The sequence below is a fragment of the Roseomonas genomospecies 6 genome (genome assembly GCF_008365375.1).
Classification (GTDB): Bacteria; Pseudomonadota; Alphaproteobacteria; order Azospirillales; family Azospirillaceae; genus Azospirillum.
In genome coordinates, this window is sequence record NZ_QOKW01000011.1 from 24,589 (window position 1) to 40,225 (window position 15,637).

Consider the following 15,637-nt stretch of genomic DNA (forward strand, 5'->3'; position numbering starts at 1 on the left):
AAACGGGAACCGGCGGCCTCCTCAACCCCAATCCCCATTGACCAAGAAATCAGCTCAACTACTCTTGAACCAGATTGGGTCCAAAGGACAAGAGAAGTTGGGGACGGGTATGGCGGACGATATCGGAACGGGAAGCCCGGACCTCTTGCTGCGATTCCAGGCCATGCTGGACACGGTGCCGGACGGGATCGTCATCATCGATTCCCAAGGGCTGGTCCAGACCTTCAACCCGGCCTGCGAGCGGCTGTTCGGCTGGACCGCGGCGGAGGTCGTCGGGCGGAACGTCAAGATGCTGATGCCGCCCCCCTACCGGGAGGAGCATGACGGCTATCTGGAGCGCTACCACCGGACCGGGGAGCGCCGGATCATCGGCATCGGGCGGGAGGTGACCGGCCTGCGCCGCGACGGCACCACCTTCCCCATGGAGCTGTCGGTGGGCGAAGCCTGCCGGGAGACCGAGGGCGGAGGCGGGGTCTACATCGGCATCATCCGCGACATCAGCGAGCGCAAGCGGGCCGAGACCGCCCTGCGGGAGCGGGAGGCCCGTCTGACCTCCATCCTGGAAACCGTGCCCGAGGCGATCATCGTCATCAGCGAGCAGGGGCTGATCGAGTCCTTCAGCCCGGCGGCGGAGCGGCTGTTCGGCTACGGCGCCGCGGAGGTGAAGGGGCGGAACGTCAGCATGCTGATGCCCTCCCCCTACCGGGAGCAGCACGACCGCTACATGGACCATTACCTGACCACGGGCGAACGGCGGATCATCGGCATCGGGCGGGTGGTTTCCGGCCTGCGCCGCGACGGTTCCGTCTTCCCCATGGAGCTGGCGGTCGGCGAGGTGCAGTTGGCCGGGCACCGCTGCTTCACCGGCTTCATCCGCGACCTGACCGAGCGGCAGGCGACCGAGAAGCGCCTTCAGGAGCTTCAGGCGGAGCTTCTCCACGTCAGCCGGGTCAGCGCCATGGGCCAGATGGCCTCGACCCTGGCGCACGAGCTGAACCAGCCGCTGACCGCCGTCATCAACTACGCCAAGGCGGTGAAGCGCCTGCTGGACCGCCCGGACGGGGCGGACAAGGCGCGGGAGACGATGGACAAGGCCACCGCCCAGGCCGCCCGCGCCGGCCAGATCATCCGCCGCCTGCGCAACTTCATCGAGAAGGGCCAGACCGAACACACGGTGGAAAGCATCGGCAAGGTCGTGGAGGAAGCCAGCGCCCTCGCCCTGGTCGGCGCCAAGGAGCGCAGCGTCCATGTCCGGCTGGAGATGAGCGGCGACGAGCGGCCCGTGCTGATCGACAAGATCCAGATCCAGCAGGTCGTCCTGAACCTCGTCCGCAACGCCATCGAGGCCATGGCCGAGTCGGAGGTTCGGGAACTGACGGTCGCCACCGGCCCCGACCCGGATTCCGCGGCGCTGATGCGCGTCACCGTGCGGGACACCGGCCCCGGGCTGGACGGGAGCGTGCTGGCCCAGCTCTTCCAGCCCTTCGTCACCACCAAGGAGAAGGGCATGGGGCTCGGCCTGTCCATCTGCCGGTCGATCATCGAGGCCCATGGCGGCCGCCTGTGGTTGGAACCGGGGGACGGAGGGGCCACCTTTGCCTTCACCGTGCCGGTTGCCGGAGAGGATGATGCACCCTGACCCGCCAACGCCCGACCTGTCCCCGTCGAACATGCCCCCGTCGGACATAACGGTCTTCGTCCTGGACGACGACGAGGCGGTGCGCGATTCGGTCGTGATCCTTCTGGAATGCGAGGGGTTCCGGGTGGAAAGCTTCGCGTCACCCGTCGCCTTTCTGGAATCGGACGCGCCGTCGCGCCGCGGTTGCCTGCTGGTCGATGTGCGGATGCCGCAGATGAGCGGGCTGGACGTCCAGGAGCGGCTGGCCCGGGACGGGCGCGCCCTGCCGGTGATCGTCATGACCGGCCACGCCGACGTGCCGCTGGCGGTGCGGGCCATGAAGGCCGGAGCGGTCGATTTCGTGGAGAAGCCCTTCGACGAGCACGCCCTGATCGGCAGCGTGAAAGCCGCCCTTGCCCGCGCCGTCCCTGCGCCGGCTCCCCCGGCCGCCCCGGCGCCGTCTCCCGCCGCAGCGCCCGCGCCCACCGCCTCTCCGGAGGTGATGGAACGGCTGTCCAGCCTGACGCCGCGGGAACGCGACGTGCTGCAATGGCTGGTCCAGGGCAAGTCGAACAAGGTCATCGCCTTCGAGCTGTCCATCAGTCCGCGCACGGTCGAGATCCACCGCGCCCGGGTGATGGAGAAGATGCGCGCCGACAGCCTGCCCACCCTGGTCCGCATGGCCCTGTCCGCCGGCATCGCTCCCCCCAGCGAGTGAAGACGGCGGGTGATGAAAGCGGCGAGTGATCCACATCAAAACCGCGTCCGATAAGGGGAACTCCGTATTCCGGCACCGCCGGGGGCCTTCTATCTTCCCTGAAGCGCCCCGGAACGGGCGTGGTTCCGCGTGATTCCCTATGCTGGAGGCAGTCTTGGCCGAGCCGGGCGATGGCATCGTCTACATCGTCGACGACGATGAGCCGGTGCGGGACTCGATGAAGGCGCTGCTTGAAGCCTGTGCCTTCGAAGTGCGCGACTACGCGTCGTGCCAGAGTTTCATCGATCAGTACGACGGGAGGCCGGCGGGCTGCCTCGTGCTCGACTTGCATCTGCCCGTCATGAGCGGTCTGGAGTTCATCGAGCGCTTCGGAGAGAGCCTCCACGGCCTGCCGGTCATCATGGTGTCGGGGCGCGGCGATCCCGCGACTTTCGCCCGCGCCCGGGAAGCCGGCGTGACCGCTTTCCTGGAGAAGCCGTTCGAAGAGGACCAACTCCTCGACGCCGTTCAGCGCCTGCTGCCGTCCGCGGCGTAAGGTCTCCGGCGCAGCCCCTACGCAAAGCCCCGCCCCCTACGCAAAGCCCCGTAGGTAGTCTTACGTACGCAAAGCCCCTTAGGTACAAGACCGAACTGCACAGGGTACCTCGGAGCGCATAACTTCGGCTCATCAAGCGGTTGCCCCACGGTGGGCGGGCCGCTTCCACGAAAGCCGAGGGTTCCGACATGCTCGCTCACACCGCCATCGCCGCCCAGCCGACGCGCGTTCTGCCCGGTCCCTTGGCCTCCGCGATGCCGATGCCGCGTGTCGCCCCGTCCCGCACCCCTACCACCACCAACGACATCGATCCGCTGGCCACCATCGCCCAGCTCCGGGTGTTCGACCGCGAGCAGGCCATCTTCGCCGAGGGCGAGGCCGCCGACGCCGTGTTCCGCGTGGTGGACGGCATGATCCGCCTCTACAAGCTGCTGCCGGACGGGCGCCGTCAGATCATCGGCTTTCTTCAGGCGGGCGACATGGTCGGGCTGGCCTTCGCCGACCGCTACCTCTATTCCGCCGAGGCGATCACCGCCTCCACCGTCCAGCGCATCGCGCGCAGCCAGCTCGACGCGCTGCTGGACGCCCAGCCCGCGCTGGCCCGCCGGCTGCTGTCGGTGACCACCTCCGAACTGGTGGCGGCGCAGGACCAGATGCTGCTGCTGGGCCGCAAGTCGGCGCTGGAGAAGCTGGCCAGCTTCCTGCTGGCGCTCGGCCGCCGGGCCGGCGCGGGCCGGGCCATCGCCCTGCCGATGAGCCGTTGCGACATCGCCGACCATCTGGGCCTGACCACGGAAACCGTGTCCCGCGGCTTCACCAAGCTGAAGACCTCGCGCCTGATCCGCATCCTGGACGGCGGCCGGGTCGAGCTGCTGGACGCCGAAGCCCTGGCCGATCTGGCCGACTGCGCCTGATCCCGATCACAGCCCCCCGATCACAGCCCTGACCAGGGAAATCCATCCGGCCGTCCGCAACGTATCCATACTTCCTTTGCGTTGCATTTGCAGGCCGACCCATGGAGTCCGTTCCCCACATCCTCATCGCCGAGGATGAACGCCTCGAAGCCCTGGCCCTGGCCGACACGCTGGAAGGCCAGGGGCTTCGCGTCACGCTCGCCCACGATGGGCTGGAAGCCGTCACCGCCCTGGATCGCAGCCCGGCGTCGCTGCTGATGACCGACCTGCGGATGCCGGTGATGGATGGGAACGAACTGATTCGCCGGACGCGGGCACAGCGGCCCACCCTGCCCGTGATCGTCATGACCGCCGACAGCGGCGCCCTGCGCCATCCGGAATCGGACCGGCTGCGGGTGCTGCACAAGCCGTTCAGCCTCCACGCCGCGGTCGGCGCCATCCGCGCCATGCTCGACCGCGCCCAAAAACCCGATTAGGGGCCGGGTCAGCCTTCGTCCTTGGGACCGGCGTTGCGGGGCGGGGGCTCGATCACCGGCCCGACCTTCACGCTGCGGGCGGACAGAGGCACGATGTCCCCGATCGGCATGAAGGACCCGTCGGCCAATTGCTGCGCCGGTTCCCACCGCCCATCGACCTTGATCCAGCGATAAACGCTGCTGTTGCTCATGAATTCACCAAAAGGATAGGAAAAGGAAAGGGGCGGCGTTACCGCCGCCCCTCCATCCCTTGCAGGATCGGCCCTTGCGGCAGGCTCACTCGGCCTTGCCGTTGACGGCGTCCTTGAGGGCCTTGCCGGCGGAGAACTTCGGCGCCTTGGAGGCGGCGATCTTGATCTCCGCACCGGTCTGCGGGTTGCGGCCCGTGCGCTCGCCGCGCTCGGCGATCTCGAATTGGCCGAAGCCCGGCAGCTTGACCGTCTCCCCCTTGACCAGCGCGTCCTGCAGGCTCTCCAGAACCGCGTCCAGCGCCTTGCCGGCATCCGCCTTGGTGCCGCCCAGCTTGCCGGCGATCGCGTCGATGAGATCGGCCTTCGTCATTCCCTACTCCCCTTGTTCATGGCGGAACCCCAGCATCCTCCAGGGCTCCAGGCGCTTCTGACCTACTCCGCCCTGCGTCCGTGCGCAAGCCCATCCCGCGCCGAATTTTTCCCCCGGCACGGATTAAGCCGGAGCATGATCCGTATGCCAGGATGTTAGGAACCAATCAGGGACGGTGATGAGAGACGAGCTGGGACAGCATTTGGACGTTCTGCGACGCTACGCCCTGGTCCTGATGCGCGACCCCGACCAAGCCGAGGATCTTGTCCAGGAGGCGCTCGTCAAGGCCATCGAAGGGGCGTCCTCCTTCACGGATGGGCGCGACCTGCGAAAGTGGCTGCTCGCCATCGTCCACAACACCTTCGTGGACCGCTGGCGGCGCCAGCAGGCCGAACGCCAGGCGACCGGCGAACTCATCTCCATGGCGGAGGAAGGCTCTCCGCCGGCGCAGATGAGTCACGTCCATCTGGGCCAGACCATCGCGGCCCTGATGACCCTGCCGGTCGAACAGCGGGAGGCGCTGGTGCTCGTGGCGCTCGACGGCATGTCCTACCGGGACGCCGCCGAATGCCTGGGAATCCCCGTGGGCACGCTGATGTCCCGCCTGGGCCGCGCGCGCGACGCGCTGCGGGCCAAGACGGGCGGCGGACGGCAGCCCGCATCAGATCAATCGGACCGGGATCAGCGCCCCCCGTTGCGCGTGGTGAAATAGCGATGAACGAACCGATCAGCGACATCGACCTGAACGCCTATGTGGATGGCGAACTCGACGCGCAGCGCCGCATCGAGGTCGAGGCCTACCTGGAGTCGAATCCGGGAGTTGCCGCGCGCGTCATGCACGACATGCGTGTGCGTGACGAAATCCGGCTGTTCATGTCCGGCCCGGCCGTGGAGAAGGCGGCACCGGGAATGGCCTCCCCCGAACCGGTGGCCTCCCCCCAGCCGGCGGTGGGCGTCAACGGGCCGCTGCCGCGGCGCAAGCAGTGGGGTGCCCTGTGGCGCCGTCCGGCGGCGGAGCTGATGAACCGGGCGCGGGCGCGCGCTGCATCGGGGTCCGGCCGCGGGCGGCAGACGGTGGCGGCGCTGTGCCTCGTCGGGCTCGGCTGGACGGCGCATGGCGCGGTGTCCTCCATTTCCGTCAACCCCGTCGCGACCGCCCACGCGGCCACCCACTACATCACCATCGCGGCGCAAACCCACCAGCAGGCGCTGCACAGCGGGATCGACTTCAAGCCCTTCGCCGAAGCGGCCAGTTCCCTGGTGAACCGCCTGTCCTCCCACAATCCGGAGGTGGCGGTGCCCATCCCGCAGCTCGACATCGGGCAATCGCCGGACGGGCTGCGCACGGTGGCGTGGGACGGCGGGGTCGCGGTGCAGGCGGCCTATCGCCACGGCGGACCCGGCCTCATCACGCTGTTCGCCAGCGAAGTGGACCGCTTCGCCGTGACCGAACCCCAGGCGGAGCGGATCGGCAACGTCTCGGTCGCCTACTGGCAGGTCGGGACGACGGTCTACGCGCTGTGCGGCGAACAGCCGGAAAAGGAAATCCTGGCCCACGCCCGCGACGCCCGCATGGCGTGGTTCTGAACCAAGCATTTTGATTATTGAAGCATCCGAAGGACATGGTGAGACAATGAGCGGACCCTTCTACGGCAACCAATTCGGCACCGCCGCGCCGGCCTATGGCGCGGCGTTCGACGAGGGCCTGCGCAAGCACATGCTGCGGGTCTACAACTTCATGATGCTTGGGCTGGGCGTGACCGGCCTCGTGGCGTTCTTCGTGGCGAGCACGCCGGCGCTGTACGTGCCGATCTTCACCACGCCGCTGAAGTGGGTGGTGATGCTGGCGCCGCTGGCCTTCATCATGGTTCTGTCCTGGCGCTTCCACGCGATGTCGGCCAGCGCCCTGCAGGGGCTGTTCTGGGCCTTCTGCGCGGTGATGGGCGTGTCGATGGCGTCGATCTTCCTGGTCTTCACCGGGGCCAGCGTGGCGCGGGTGTTCTTCATCACCGCGGCGATGTTCGCGGCGATGAGCCTGTGGGGCTACACCACCAAGGCCGACCTGTCGAAGATGGGCTCGTTCCTGATGATGGGCCTGATCGGCATCGTCATCGCCAGCCTGGTCAACATCTTCGTCGGCTCCAGCGCGCTGCAGTTCGCCATCTCGGTGATCGGCGTGGTGATCTTCACCGGCCTGACCGCCTACGACACCCAGCGCATCAAGGAAGAGTACGCCGAGGGCTACGGCCACGAGGGCAACACCAAGCTCGCCGTCATGGGCGCCCTCTCGCTCTACCTGAACTTCATCAACCTCTTCCAGATGCTCATGCAGCTCATGGGGCAGCGCGAGGAGTAAGGGCGGCACCGTTATCCGCATTGCCGTCATGGGGCCGGCCGCGTCACGCGGCCGGCCCTTTTCGTTTCAGGCTTTCGTTTTTAGGGCTTGCCCGCTTCGCCCGCCTTGGGCGCCTGCTCGACCGAGACGATGTGCAGGGAGTTGTTGAGGAAGGAGCAGGCCGCCTCCGGTGCCGCCTGCAAGGCCGGGTCGAAGGCGTAGGGCCGCGGCGAACGGCCGCTCCCCGTCCCGGCCCAGGCCGCCTCGATGCCCGGCCCCGTCACCCGCGACGTCCAGGGCGCCCCCGTGAAGACCCCCGGGGTCGATTCCTCCGCCCACAGCCACAGCACGCGGGTCCCCGCCGGCTGCGGCTGCGTGAAGGAGTACAGAATGCGCTCGCAGGTCTGCCGGTCCATGTTGTGGATGGCCCGCTCGACCACCGCATTCTCCGCCCGCGGCGTCCATCGGGACAGGAGAAGCGAGCCCAGGAGCACGCTGACCGCCACGCCGCCCAGCGAGCAGGCGGCCACCAGCCGGAAACTGCCGTCGTCCTTCTCCATGCGCCGCCCAATCCTTCGATCGTCCATGCCCCCTCCACCGCATGATCCAGAACCGTGCCTTGACCGCAGGACCGCCCGCAACGGCGAAAAGGGGGCCACGCGCGTGGCCCCCCTTCGGTCGGTTCCGCCGGAGCGGAGGTTACGGGCTGGCTGCCGCGGTGGCCGGACCCGTGCTGCCCTGCTGGGCGGCGAGGAGTTCGGCGTTGCGGGCATGGTGCTTGCGCAGCATGGGTTTCAGGACCGCGATGGCGCAGAAGGCGGCGATCAAGTCCATGGTGGCGCAGATGTAGAGCACGGTCGCCCAGGTGCCGGTGGCTTCCATCAGCAGGTTGCCCAGCGGGACCAGCAGGGCCGCGATGCCCTTGGCGCAGTACAGCACGCCGTAGATCTTGGCCGCATGCTTGGTGCCGAAGGTGTCGGCCGAGGTCGCGCTGAACAGGCTGTACACTTCGCCCCAGGCCAGGAACACCAGGCCCGACAGGATCAGGAACATGATCGGGTCGTGGCCGAAGCGGCTGAGCATCAGGATGCCGATGCCTTCGAAGGTGAAGGCGATGAACATCGTCGCTTCACGGCCGATGTGGTCGGAGATGAAGCCGAACAGCGGACGGGAGATGCCGTTCATCACGCGGTCGAGCATCAGCGCGAAGGGCAGAGCCGCCATGGTGATGCCGAACAGGCTGATCGGGGCTTCCTTGACGCCCAGATCGTGGGCGATCACGCCGAGCTGGGCCACCGCCATCAGGCCGCCCGACACCGTGCAGATGAACATCACCATCATGACCCAGAACACCGGGGTCTGCAGGGCTTCCTTCAGCGTGTAGTCGCGGCGGGACTGCAGGACCTTGGTCGAGGCCTTGACCTGATCCTTTTGCGGGGCGCGCAGGAAGAAGGCGGCGCACAGGATGATCGCGCCCTGCAGCAGGCCGAACCAGAAGAAGGTCGCCTGATAGCCCGAGGAGTGGATCATGTTGGCGATCGGCAGGATGGTCAGGGCCGAGCCGGCGCCGTAGCCGCCCGCGGTCAGGCCGACGGCCAGGCCGCGCTTGTCGGGGAACCACTTCAGGGCGCTGTTGACGCAGGTGGCGTAGACGCAGCCGACGCCGACGCCGCCGATGGCCGAACCGAAATAGAGCATGCCGAGCGAGCCGGCGTAGCTGTCGATGATCCAGGACAGCCCGGTCATCACGCCGCCGAAGGCGACGATGACGCGGGGGCCGTAACGGTCGATGAAGTAGCCTTCGATGGGGGTCAGCCAAGTCTGGACGACGACGAAGACGGTGAAGGCGGTCTGGATCGAGGCGCGGGTCCAGCCATGCGTGGCCTGGATCTCCGGGACGAACAGCGTCCAGGCATACTGGATGTTCGCCGCCGCCACCATGCAGACGATGCCGACGACGATCTGCATCCAGCGCGCGCCCTCGGAAATGGGCGCCTTCGAGCCGCCAGGCGGTGCGGCGATGGACTGACTCATTACTCTTCCTCCCCAATGCGGTGATCGAACGTTTCGTTTCAGCCGGGCGGGGCCGATGGTCGTTGTTCGCATTGCCTTTTTTTGGGGGCTTGCGTGCCCTTCGCGTCTTGGCGAAGCCACCGGCGCCGCCTCTTGGGGAGGCTTGGTGTTTCGCATTCAGTACTTGGTATACCACACAATCCGCGAAACGCAAGATGCCATATTCGGGAATCAGAGCACGATAATCCCTTCCAGCGCACAAAAAGTTCTGGATAGGACACATCATCCGAACTATCGGGCGACACCCGACTTCCGTACTATACCTCGCAAGCACGAAAAAAAGGCCGCGCCAAAGCAGGCGCGGCCTCGAAAAGAGTTCGCTTCACTTACGATCACAACAGTGGAGAAGCCGTTACACCAAAAACGGCTGTCTCTATCTTACACAGCTTCAGACCATCGGCAACCTCATATTTGGACTGCTCTGGACGTTCACCGTGACTTAGAAATAAATCATTCGGCCGGGCCAAATCACACCGGAGCCCGCCGACCTCCTTATTCCCTCATCACACAGTTTACGAACCGGAAGAGCGCTTAATCCGCGCTCCCTCAAAAAAAGTTCGGTTGGCGAATCGTCCGTTTTGCGTATCGTTGGAGAGGCGCTGCCGGTGCCGCATGGACGCTCGTCCGGTCACTCGCAGTGCAGCAAGGAACCGGAAGGGCGCTCAACCTGTTGTTGGACCGTCCGACCGCCCGCCGAAAACGGGAGCCTTCATGAGCCGCCTTCAGTCCCAGGGTTCGCAACGGGAACCCGCCCGCTTTCCGTCCCGTGCCGCCGCCAGCCAGCCCGCGGCCGATCCCGCCTTGCCCGACCCGGGTGCGAAGCGGCGGGAAATCGCCATGTTCGTCCTTTTGGCGGTGGTGATCTGGCCGATCCTGTCCATCGCCATCGTCGGCGGCTATGGCTTCCTGGTCTGGATGTCGCAGCTCATCATGGGGCCGCCGGGACCGCCGCCGGTCTGAACGGAGGCGCGCCATGGCCGAAGACTCGGTCGATCTGGGAAGGCGTGGCTTCCTGCGTGGCCGGACACGCGCCGCGCCCGCCGCGCTGCGTCCGCCCTGGTCGCGCACCGAACGCTTCACCGACCTGTGCAGCCGCTGCGGCGCCTGCGCCGACGCCTGCCCGGAAGGGATCATCCGTGCCGGAGACGGCGGCTTTCCGGAAATCGACTTCCGACGGGGCGAGTGCAGCTTCTGCGCCGCCTGCGCCGACGCCTGCCCGGAGCCGGTCTTCGACCGCACCGCCGCCCGTCCCTGGGCGCTGGCGGTGCGGATCGGCCCGTCCTGCCTCGCCGTCAACCGCATCGTCTGCCGGAGCTGCCGCGACGCCTGCCCGGAGGCCGCCATCCGCTTCGCTCTGGCTCCCGGCGGCGTGGCGGTTCCCGCCGTGGACGGGGACGCCTGCACCGGCTGCGGCGCCTGCCAGGCCGCCTGCCCCGCCGACGCCGTCACCCTGCAACCCGGCTCCCTGCGAGCCGAACCGGAGAACGCCCATGCCTCCTGACGTCCCAGACCGTCTGGCCGGCCGTCTGGCCGCTCCACCGGTGGACAGGCCGGCGGAATGGCACATCGCCTCCATCCTGGTCCATCTGCGCCCGGAGCGCAGCGCCGACGTGCGGGCCTCCATCGCCGCGCTGGGCGATGTGGATGTGCATGTGGAGGAGCGGGGCCGGATGGTGGTGACCGTCGAAGGCCCCCATGAGGGCCGCATCGCCGACCGCATGACCGCCATCCACCTGATGGACGGCGTGCTGTCGGCGGTCATGGTCTTCCACCACGCCGAAGCCGTCGCGCCTCGGAACAGTTGATTACGTGAAGAATAAGGGGGGAGAGAACCCATGCTCGACCGGCGGGATTTCATCAAGGCGCAGGCGGTGGCAACCGCCGCGGCGGCGGGGGGCATCAGCCTGCCCGCCATGGCCCAGCCTTCCATGGTGGCGGGCGAGGACGCCCAGCTCACCTGGTCCAAGGCGCCTTGCCGCTTCTGCGGCACCGGATGCAGCGTCATGGTCGCCACCAAGGACAACCGCGTCGTCGCCACCCACGGCGACATGCAGGCGGAGGTCAACCGCGGCCTGAACTGCGTGAAGGGCTATTTCCTGTCCAAGATCATGTACGGGCAGGACCGGCTGACCCAGCCGCTGCTGCGCATGCGCGACGGCAAGTACCATAAGGACGGGGAATTCCGCCCGGTCACCTGGGACGAGGCCTTCGACGAGATGGCCCGCCAGTGGAAGCGGGTGCTGAAGGAGAAGGGGCCGGAGGCCGTGGGCATGTTCGGCTCCGGCCAATGGACGATTTGGGAGGGCTACGCCGCGTCCAAGCTGATGCGCGCCGGCTTCCGCACCAACAACCTGGACCCCAACGCCCGCCACTGCATGGCGTCCGCCGCCGTGGCCTTCATCCGCACCTTCGGCATGGACGAGCCGATGGGCTGCTATGACGATATGGAGCACGCCGACGCCTTCGTCCTCTGGGGCTCCAACATGGCGGAGATGCACCCCATCCTGTGGACGCGCATCACCGATCGCCGGCTGGCCCACAACCATGTGAAGGTCGCCGTCCTCTCCACCTTCGAACACCGCAGCTTCGAGCTGGCCGACATCCCCATGATCTTCGAGCCGGGGACCGATCTGGCCATCCTGAACTACATCGCCAACCACATCATCCAGACCGGGCGGGTGAACAAGGAATTCGTCGAGAAGCACTGCAACTTCCGCCTGGGGCAGAAGGACATCGGCTACGGCCTGCGCCCCGAGAGCGTGCTGGAGGTGCGCGCGGCGAACGCCAAGGACCCGACCGATTCCAAGCCCATGAGCTTCGACGAATTCGCCGCGTTCGTCAGCGAATACACGCTGGAGAAGGCCTCGGAGCTGAGCAAGGTGCCGAAGGAGCGGCTGCTGGCGCTCGCCGAGATGTACGCCGACCCGAAGGTCAAGGTCATGTCGCTGTGGACCATGGGGTTCAACCAGCACGTCCGCGGCGTGTGGGTGAACCATATGGTCTACAACATCCACCTGCTGACCGGCAAAATCTCGGAGCCGGGGAACAGCCCCTTCTCGCTGACCGGCCAGCCCTCGGCCTGCGGCACGGCGCGCGAGGTCGGCACCTTCGCCCACCGCCTGCCCGCCGACATGCAGGTGACCAACCCCACCCACCGCTCCTACGTGGAGGACGGCTGGAAGATCCCCAAGGGCCTGCTGCCGGGCAAGGTCGGTTACCACGCGGTGCTGATGGACCGGATGCTGAAGGACGGGAAGCTCAACGCCTACTGGATCATGGTGAACAACAACCTCCAGGCGGCGCCCAACACCGACCAGGAGACCTATCCCGGCTACCGCAACCCGAACAACTTCATCGTCGTGTCGGAAGCCTACCCGACGGTGACCGCCGCCGCCGCCGACCTGATCCTGCCCGCCGCCATGTGGGTGGAGAAGGAGGGCGGGTACGGCAACGCGGAGCGGCGGACCCATTTCTGGCACCAGCTCGTCGACGCGCCGGGTGAGTCCCGGTCCGACCTGTGGCAGCTCATGGAATTCTCCAAGCGCTTCACCACCGACGAGGTGTGGCCGAAGGAGATCCTGGACGCCAACCCCGGCTTCCGCGGCAAGAGCCTGTTCGACGTGCTGTTCCGCAACGGCAATGTGGACCGCTTCCCCCTGGCGGAGCTGAACCCCGCCTATGGCAACCACGAGTCGAAGGCGTTCGGCTTCTATGTCCAGAAGGGTCTGTTCGAGGAATACGCCGCCTTCGGGCGCGGCCACGGCCACGATCTGGCGCCCTTCGACACCTATCACGAGGTGCGCGGGCTGCGCTGGCCCGTGGTGGAGGGCAAGGAGACCAAGTGGCGCTACCGGGAAGGGCTCGACCCCTATGTTCCGAAGGGCGAGGGCGTGCGCTTCTACGGCAATCCCGACGGCAAGGCCAACCTGTTCGCCTTCCCCTACGAACCCCCGGCGGAATCGCCGGACAAGGACTTCGACCTGTGGCTGGTCACGGGGCGCGTGCTGGAGCACTGGCATTCCGGCTCCATGACCATGCGGGTCCCCGAACTCTACAAGGCCATGCCGATGGCCCTGGTCTACATGCATCCCGACGACGCCCAGGCGCGGGGTTTGCGCCGCGGATCGGAGGTCAAGGTGATGTCCCGGCGCGGCGAGATGCGCACGCGGGTGGAGACGCGCGGGCGCAACCGGCCGCCGCGCGGGGTGGTCTTCGTTCCCTGGTTCGATTCGGCGCGCCTCATCAACAAATGCACGCTGGACGCCACCGACCCGATCAGCAAGCAGACGGACTTCAAGAAGTGCGCCGTCAAGATCGTGGCCGTCTGAGGGAGGACCGGACCCATGCGACGCCATCTCATGCTCGCGCTGGCCGCGGCCCTGCCCTGCCTCGTGCCCGCCCTCCTCGCCGCCCAGGGAACCGGGCAGGTGAAGGAGCCCTTCCGCCCGCCGATCCAGTTCACGGATGAGAACCCGACCCCGCCGGTCCCCGCCGACGTCACCGACGACCGGCGGGTCGCCCGCAACTATCCGGAGCAGCCGCCGGTCATCCCGCACAACATACGCGACTATCAGGTCAGCCTGAACAACAACCAGTGCCTGACCTGCCACAGCCGCCAGTTCACCGGGGCCACCCAGGCGCCGATGATCAGCATCACCCATTACGTGGACCGCGACGGGCAGACCCTGGGTGCGGTGGCGCCGCGCCGCTATTTCTGCACGCAGTGCCACGTCCCCCAGACCATGGCCCAGCCCATCGTCCCGAACACCTTCAAGGACATGGACAGCCTCATCAGCCGCCCGTCGGACGGGGGTGACCGGCGATGAAGCTGCCCGACTTCCTGCTGCGGCCCTGGCGGATCATCGCGGGCCCCAGCCGCTATCTCAGCCTTGGCTTCCTGACGCTGGGCGGCTTCCTGGCCGGCGTCATGTTCTGGGGCGGCTTCAACACCGCGCTGGAGGTGACCAACACCGAGAAATTCTGCACGAGCTGCCACGAGATGCGGGACAACGTCTTCGAGGAGTTGAAGACCACCATCCACTTCACCAACCGCTCCGGCGTGCGGGCGACCTGCCCGGACTGCCACGTCCCCCACAACTGGACCGACAAGATCGCCCGCAAGATGCAGGCCTCGAAGGAGGTCTGGGGCAAGATCTTCGGCACCATCGACACGCGCGACAAGTTCCAGGAGAAGCGGCGCGAACTGGCCGAGCATGAATGGGCGCGGCTGAAGGCCAACAATTCCCTGGAATGCCGCAACTGCCACACCGCGGAATCGATGGACATCACCAAGCAGGGGGCGCGGGCGGCGCGCATCCACCAGCAATATCTGTTCACCGGGCAGCGCACCTGCATCGATTGCCACAAGGGCATCGCGCATCAACTGCCGAACATGGAGGGCGTTCCGCCGGGCTGGAGCGAGGCCTCGATCGAAAGCGACGACCCGCTCCGCCGCTGGCTGGCCGACGCCACCCCGGGGCCTGCGAACCCGCACTGAGGAATGCCGTAAAGCCCCTCTCCCCTTGTGGGAGAGGGGCTGCCGACAGGTGGTTACTCGGCCTTGCCGTTGACGGCGTCCTTGAGGGCCTTGCCGGCGGAGAACTTCGGCGCCTTGGAGGCGGCGATCTTGATCTCCGCACCGGTCTGCGGGTTGCGGCCCGTGCGCTCGCCGCGCTCGGCGATCTCGAACTGGCCGAAGCCCGGCAGCTTGACCGTCTCCCCCTTGACCAGCGCGTCCTGCAGGCTCTCCAGAACCGCGTCCAGCGCCTTGCCGGCATCCGCCTTGGTGCCGCCCAGCTTGCCGGCGATCGCGTCGATGAGATCGGCCTTCGTCATTCCCAATTCCCCTTGTTCGTGGCGGAACCCCAGCATCCTCCAGGGCTCCAGGCGCTTCTGACCTACCCTGCCCGGCGCCCGCGCGCAAGATGCTCTCGCCCGGAATCGACCGGGCGCGACGCTGTGACCCGCAAAAAAACGTCAATCCGCCGGAATTTCGCCGGAATCAGCCGACCAGGGCGGCCTTGACCAGCACGGCGGCGCTCTCCGTGGTGTCGCGCTTGTCCAGTTTCTTGGCGACCTCCTCGATATCGGCCACGGGCATGACGCGGCGGGCCTGCTTGGCCGCGGTGACGAGGCGGCGCTGCGCCAGACGCACCTGATCGCCCAGTTCGGTGAGCGTCTGGTAGGCCTTGCGGCGGGCCTGGGTGTCGATGCTGCCGCTCGTCTCGGTCGCGCGCTCGGTCGCAGCAGCCAAGTCCTTGCACGACTGAAGGTACGTGGAGATGGCGTCCGTCAGAAGACGGCGGGCCTCGGTCCGGGGATCGGCGGGGCTGCTGCTCGACGTGGAAAGAGACACTTCACTCTGCTCCTTGAATGCTGCGAATGCTGCGTGTGACACACGACTGTAA

The 15,637-nt window shown here is 67.2% G+C and carries 20 protein-coding genes; 14 read left to right on the top strand and 6 right to left on the bottom strand.

The genetic code is table 11. The annotated features are described in order from the left end of the window. The first annotated feature begins 109 nt into the window (after positions 1–109). The 5 genes from DS843_RS15215 (at position 110) to DS843_RS15235 (ending at position 4,261) form a co-directional block, all read left to right on the top strand. The gene (locus DS843_RS15215) at positions 110–1,639 is read left to right on the top strand and encodes a PAS domain-containing sensor histidine kinase (RefSeq protein WP_286192116.1); all 1,530 of its coding nucleotides are present in this window, start codon (positions 110–112) and stop codon (positions 1,637–1,639) included. Then, entirely contained in the window at positions 1,626–2,336 is a 711-nt protein-coding gene (locus tag DS843_RS15220) for a response regulator transcription factor (RefSeq protein WP_286192117.1), read from the top strand. The genes DS843_RS15215 and DS843_RS15220 overlap by 14 nt, the downstream gene beginning before the upstream one ends. Before the next feature lie 154 nt (positions 2,337–2,490). Then, positions 2,491–2,871 carry a response regulator transcription factor gene (locus tag DS843_RS15225; RefSeq protein ID WP_149469745.1) on the top strand — a complete coding sequence of 127 codons (381 nt, stop codon included), beginning with the start codon at positions 2,491–2,493 and terminating at the stop codon, positions 2,869–2,871. A 188-nt stretch (positions 2,872–3,059) separates the two neighbouring features. After that, entirely contained in the window at positions 3,060–3,785 is a 726-nt protein-coding gene (locus DS843_RS15230) for a helix-turn-helix domain-containing protein (RefSeq protein WP_149469746.1), read from the top strand. Positions 3,786–3,886: 101 nt separating this feature from the next. Then, the gene (locus tag DS843_RS15235; RefSeq protein WP_149469747.1) at positions 3,887–4,261 is read left to right on the top strand and encodes a response regulator transcription factor; all 375 of its coding nucleotides are present in this window, start codon (positions 3,887–3,889) and stop codon (positions 4,259–4,261) included. Positions 4,262–4,269: 8 nt separating this feature from the next. On the opposite strand, the gene DS843_RS15240 is transcribed toward DS843_RS15235, so the two are convergent. Together DS843_RS15240 and DS843_RS15245 are read right to left on the bottom strand one after the other, a co-directional pair. Then, positions 4,270–4,452: a hypothetical protein gene (locus DS843_RS15240; protein ID WP_149469748.1), complete on the bottom strand. Its 183-nt coding sequence runs from the start codon at positions 4,450–4,452 to the stop codon at positions 4,270–4,272. An 85-nt stretch (positions 4,453–4,537) separates the two neighbouring features. Beyond that, positions 4,538–4,822: an HU family DNA-binding protein gene (locus DS843_RS15245; protein ID WP_014241890.1), complete on the bottom strand. Its 285-nt coding sequence runs from the start codon at positions 4,820–4,822 to the stop codon at positions 4,538–4,540. A gap of 178 nt (positions 4,823–5,000) precedes the next feature. On the opposite strand from DS843_RS15245, the gene DS843_RS15250 reads away from it, so the two are divergent. The 3 genes from DS843_RS15250 to DS843_RS15260 are packed head-to-tail and all read left to right on the top strand — an operon-like array spanning position 5,001 to position 7,178. Continuing rightward, a complete protein-coding gene (locus DS843_RS15250) occupies positions 5,001–5,534 on the top strand; it encodes a sigma-70 family RNA polymerase sigma factor (protein ID WP_149469749.1) in 534 nt (177 codons plus the stop codon). A 2-nt stretch (positions 5,535–5,536) separates the two neighbouring features. Beyond that, positions 5,537–6,409 carry an anti-sigma factor family protein gene (locus DS843_RS15255; RefSeq protein ID WP_149469750.1) on the top strand — a complete coding sequence of 291 codons (873 nt, stop codon included), beginning with the start codon at positions 5,537–5,539 and terminating at the stop codon, positions 6,407–6,409. 46 nt (positions 6,410–6,455) lie between these two features. Continuing rightward, positions 6,456–7,178: a Bax inhibitor-1/YccA family protein gene (locus DS843_RS15260; protein WP_149469751.1), complete on the top strand. Its 723-nt coding sequence runs from the start codon at positions 6,456–6,458 to the stop codon at positions 7,176–7,178. An 80-nt stretch (positions 7,179–7,258) separates the two neighbouring features. On the opposite strand, the gene DS843_RS15265 is transcribed toward DS843_RS15260, so the two are convergent. Both DS843_RS15265 and oxlT read right to left on the bottom strand, forming a co-directional pair. Beyond that, positions 7,259–7,717, bottom strand: coding sequence for a hypothetical protein (locus DS843_RS15265; protein ID WP_149469752.1), 459 nt, complete (start codon positions 7,715–7,717; stop codon positions 7,259–7,261). Between the two features lie 139 nt (positions 7,718–7,856). After that, the gene (oxlT, locus tag DS843_RS15270; protein WP_149469753.1) at positions 7,857–9,191 is read right to left on the bottom strand and encodes an oxalate/formate MFS antiporter; all 1,335 of its coding nucleotides are present in this window, start codon (positions 9,189–9,191) and stop codon (positions 7,857–7,859) included. Positions 9,192–9,941: 750 nt separating this feature from the next. Between oxlT and napE the strand changes: the two genes are divergently transcribed. From napE to DS843_RS15300, 6 genes are read left to right on the top strand one after another with little or no spacing between them, the layout of a single operon-like run. After that, positions 9,942–10,190, top strand: a complete 249-nt coding sequence (gene napE, locus DS843_RS15275) for a periplasmic nitrate reductase, NapE protein (protein ID WP_149469754.1) — start codon at positions 9,942–9,944, stop codon at positions 10,188–10,190. Positions 10,191–10,203: 13 nt separating this feature from the next. Continuing rightward, on the top strand, positions 10,204–10,731 hold the full coding sequence (gene napF / locus DS843_RS15280; protein WP_149469755.1) for a ferredoxin-type protein NapF: 528 nt from the start codon (positions 10,204–10,206) through the stop codon (positions 10,729–10,731). Then, positions 10,721–11,035: a chaperone NapD gene (locus DS843_RS15285; protein WP_149469756.1), complete on the top strand. Its 315-nt coding sequence runs from the start codon at positions 10,721–10,723 to the stop codon at positions 11,033–11,035. The genes napF and DS843_RS15285 overlap by 11 nt, the downstream gene beginning before the upstream one ends. 30 nt (positions 11,036–11,065) lie before the next feature. Next, positions 11,066–13,558, top strand: coding sequence for a periplasmic nitrate reductase subunit alpha (napA, locus tag DS843_RS15290; RefSeq protein ID WP_149469757.1), 2,493 nt, complete (start codon positions 11,066–11,068; stop codon positions 13,556–13,558). Between the two features lie 15 nt (positions 13,559–13,573). Next, a complete protein-coding gene (locus DS843_RS15295) occupies positions 13,574–14,056 on the top strand; it encodes a nitrate reductase cytochrome c-type subunit (protein WP_149469758.1) in 483 nt (160 codons plus the stop codon). Then, on the top strand, positions 14,053–14,727 hold the full coding sequence (locus tag DS843_RS15300; protein ID WP_149469759.1) for a cytochrome c3 family protein: 675 nt from the start codon (positions 14,053–14,055) through the stop codon (positions 14,725–14,727). The genes DS843_RS15295 and DS843_RS15300 overlap by 4 nt, the downstream gene beginning before the upstream one ends. 53 nt (positions 14,728–14,780) lie before the next feature. Here the strand turns inward: DS843_RS15300 and DS843_RS15305 are convergent, their stop codons facing one another. Beyond that, complete coding sequence (locus DS843_RS15305; protein ID WP_014241890.1) at positions 14,781–15,065, bottom strand: HU family DNA-binding protein; 285 nt, start codon at positions 15,063–15,065, stop codon at positions 14,781–14,783. 166 nt (positions 15,066–15,231) lie between these two features. Next, positions 15,232–15,585 carry a hypothetical protein gene (locus DS843_RS15310; protein ID WP_149469760.1) on the bottom strand — a complete coding sequence of 118 codons (354 nt, stop codon included), beginning with the start codon at positions 15,583–15,585 and terminating at the stop codon, positions 15,232–15,234. Between the last annotated feature and the right edge of the window lie 52 nt (positions 15,586–15,637).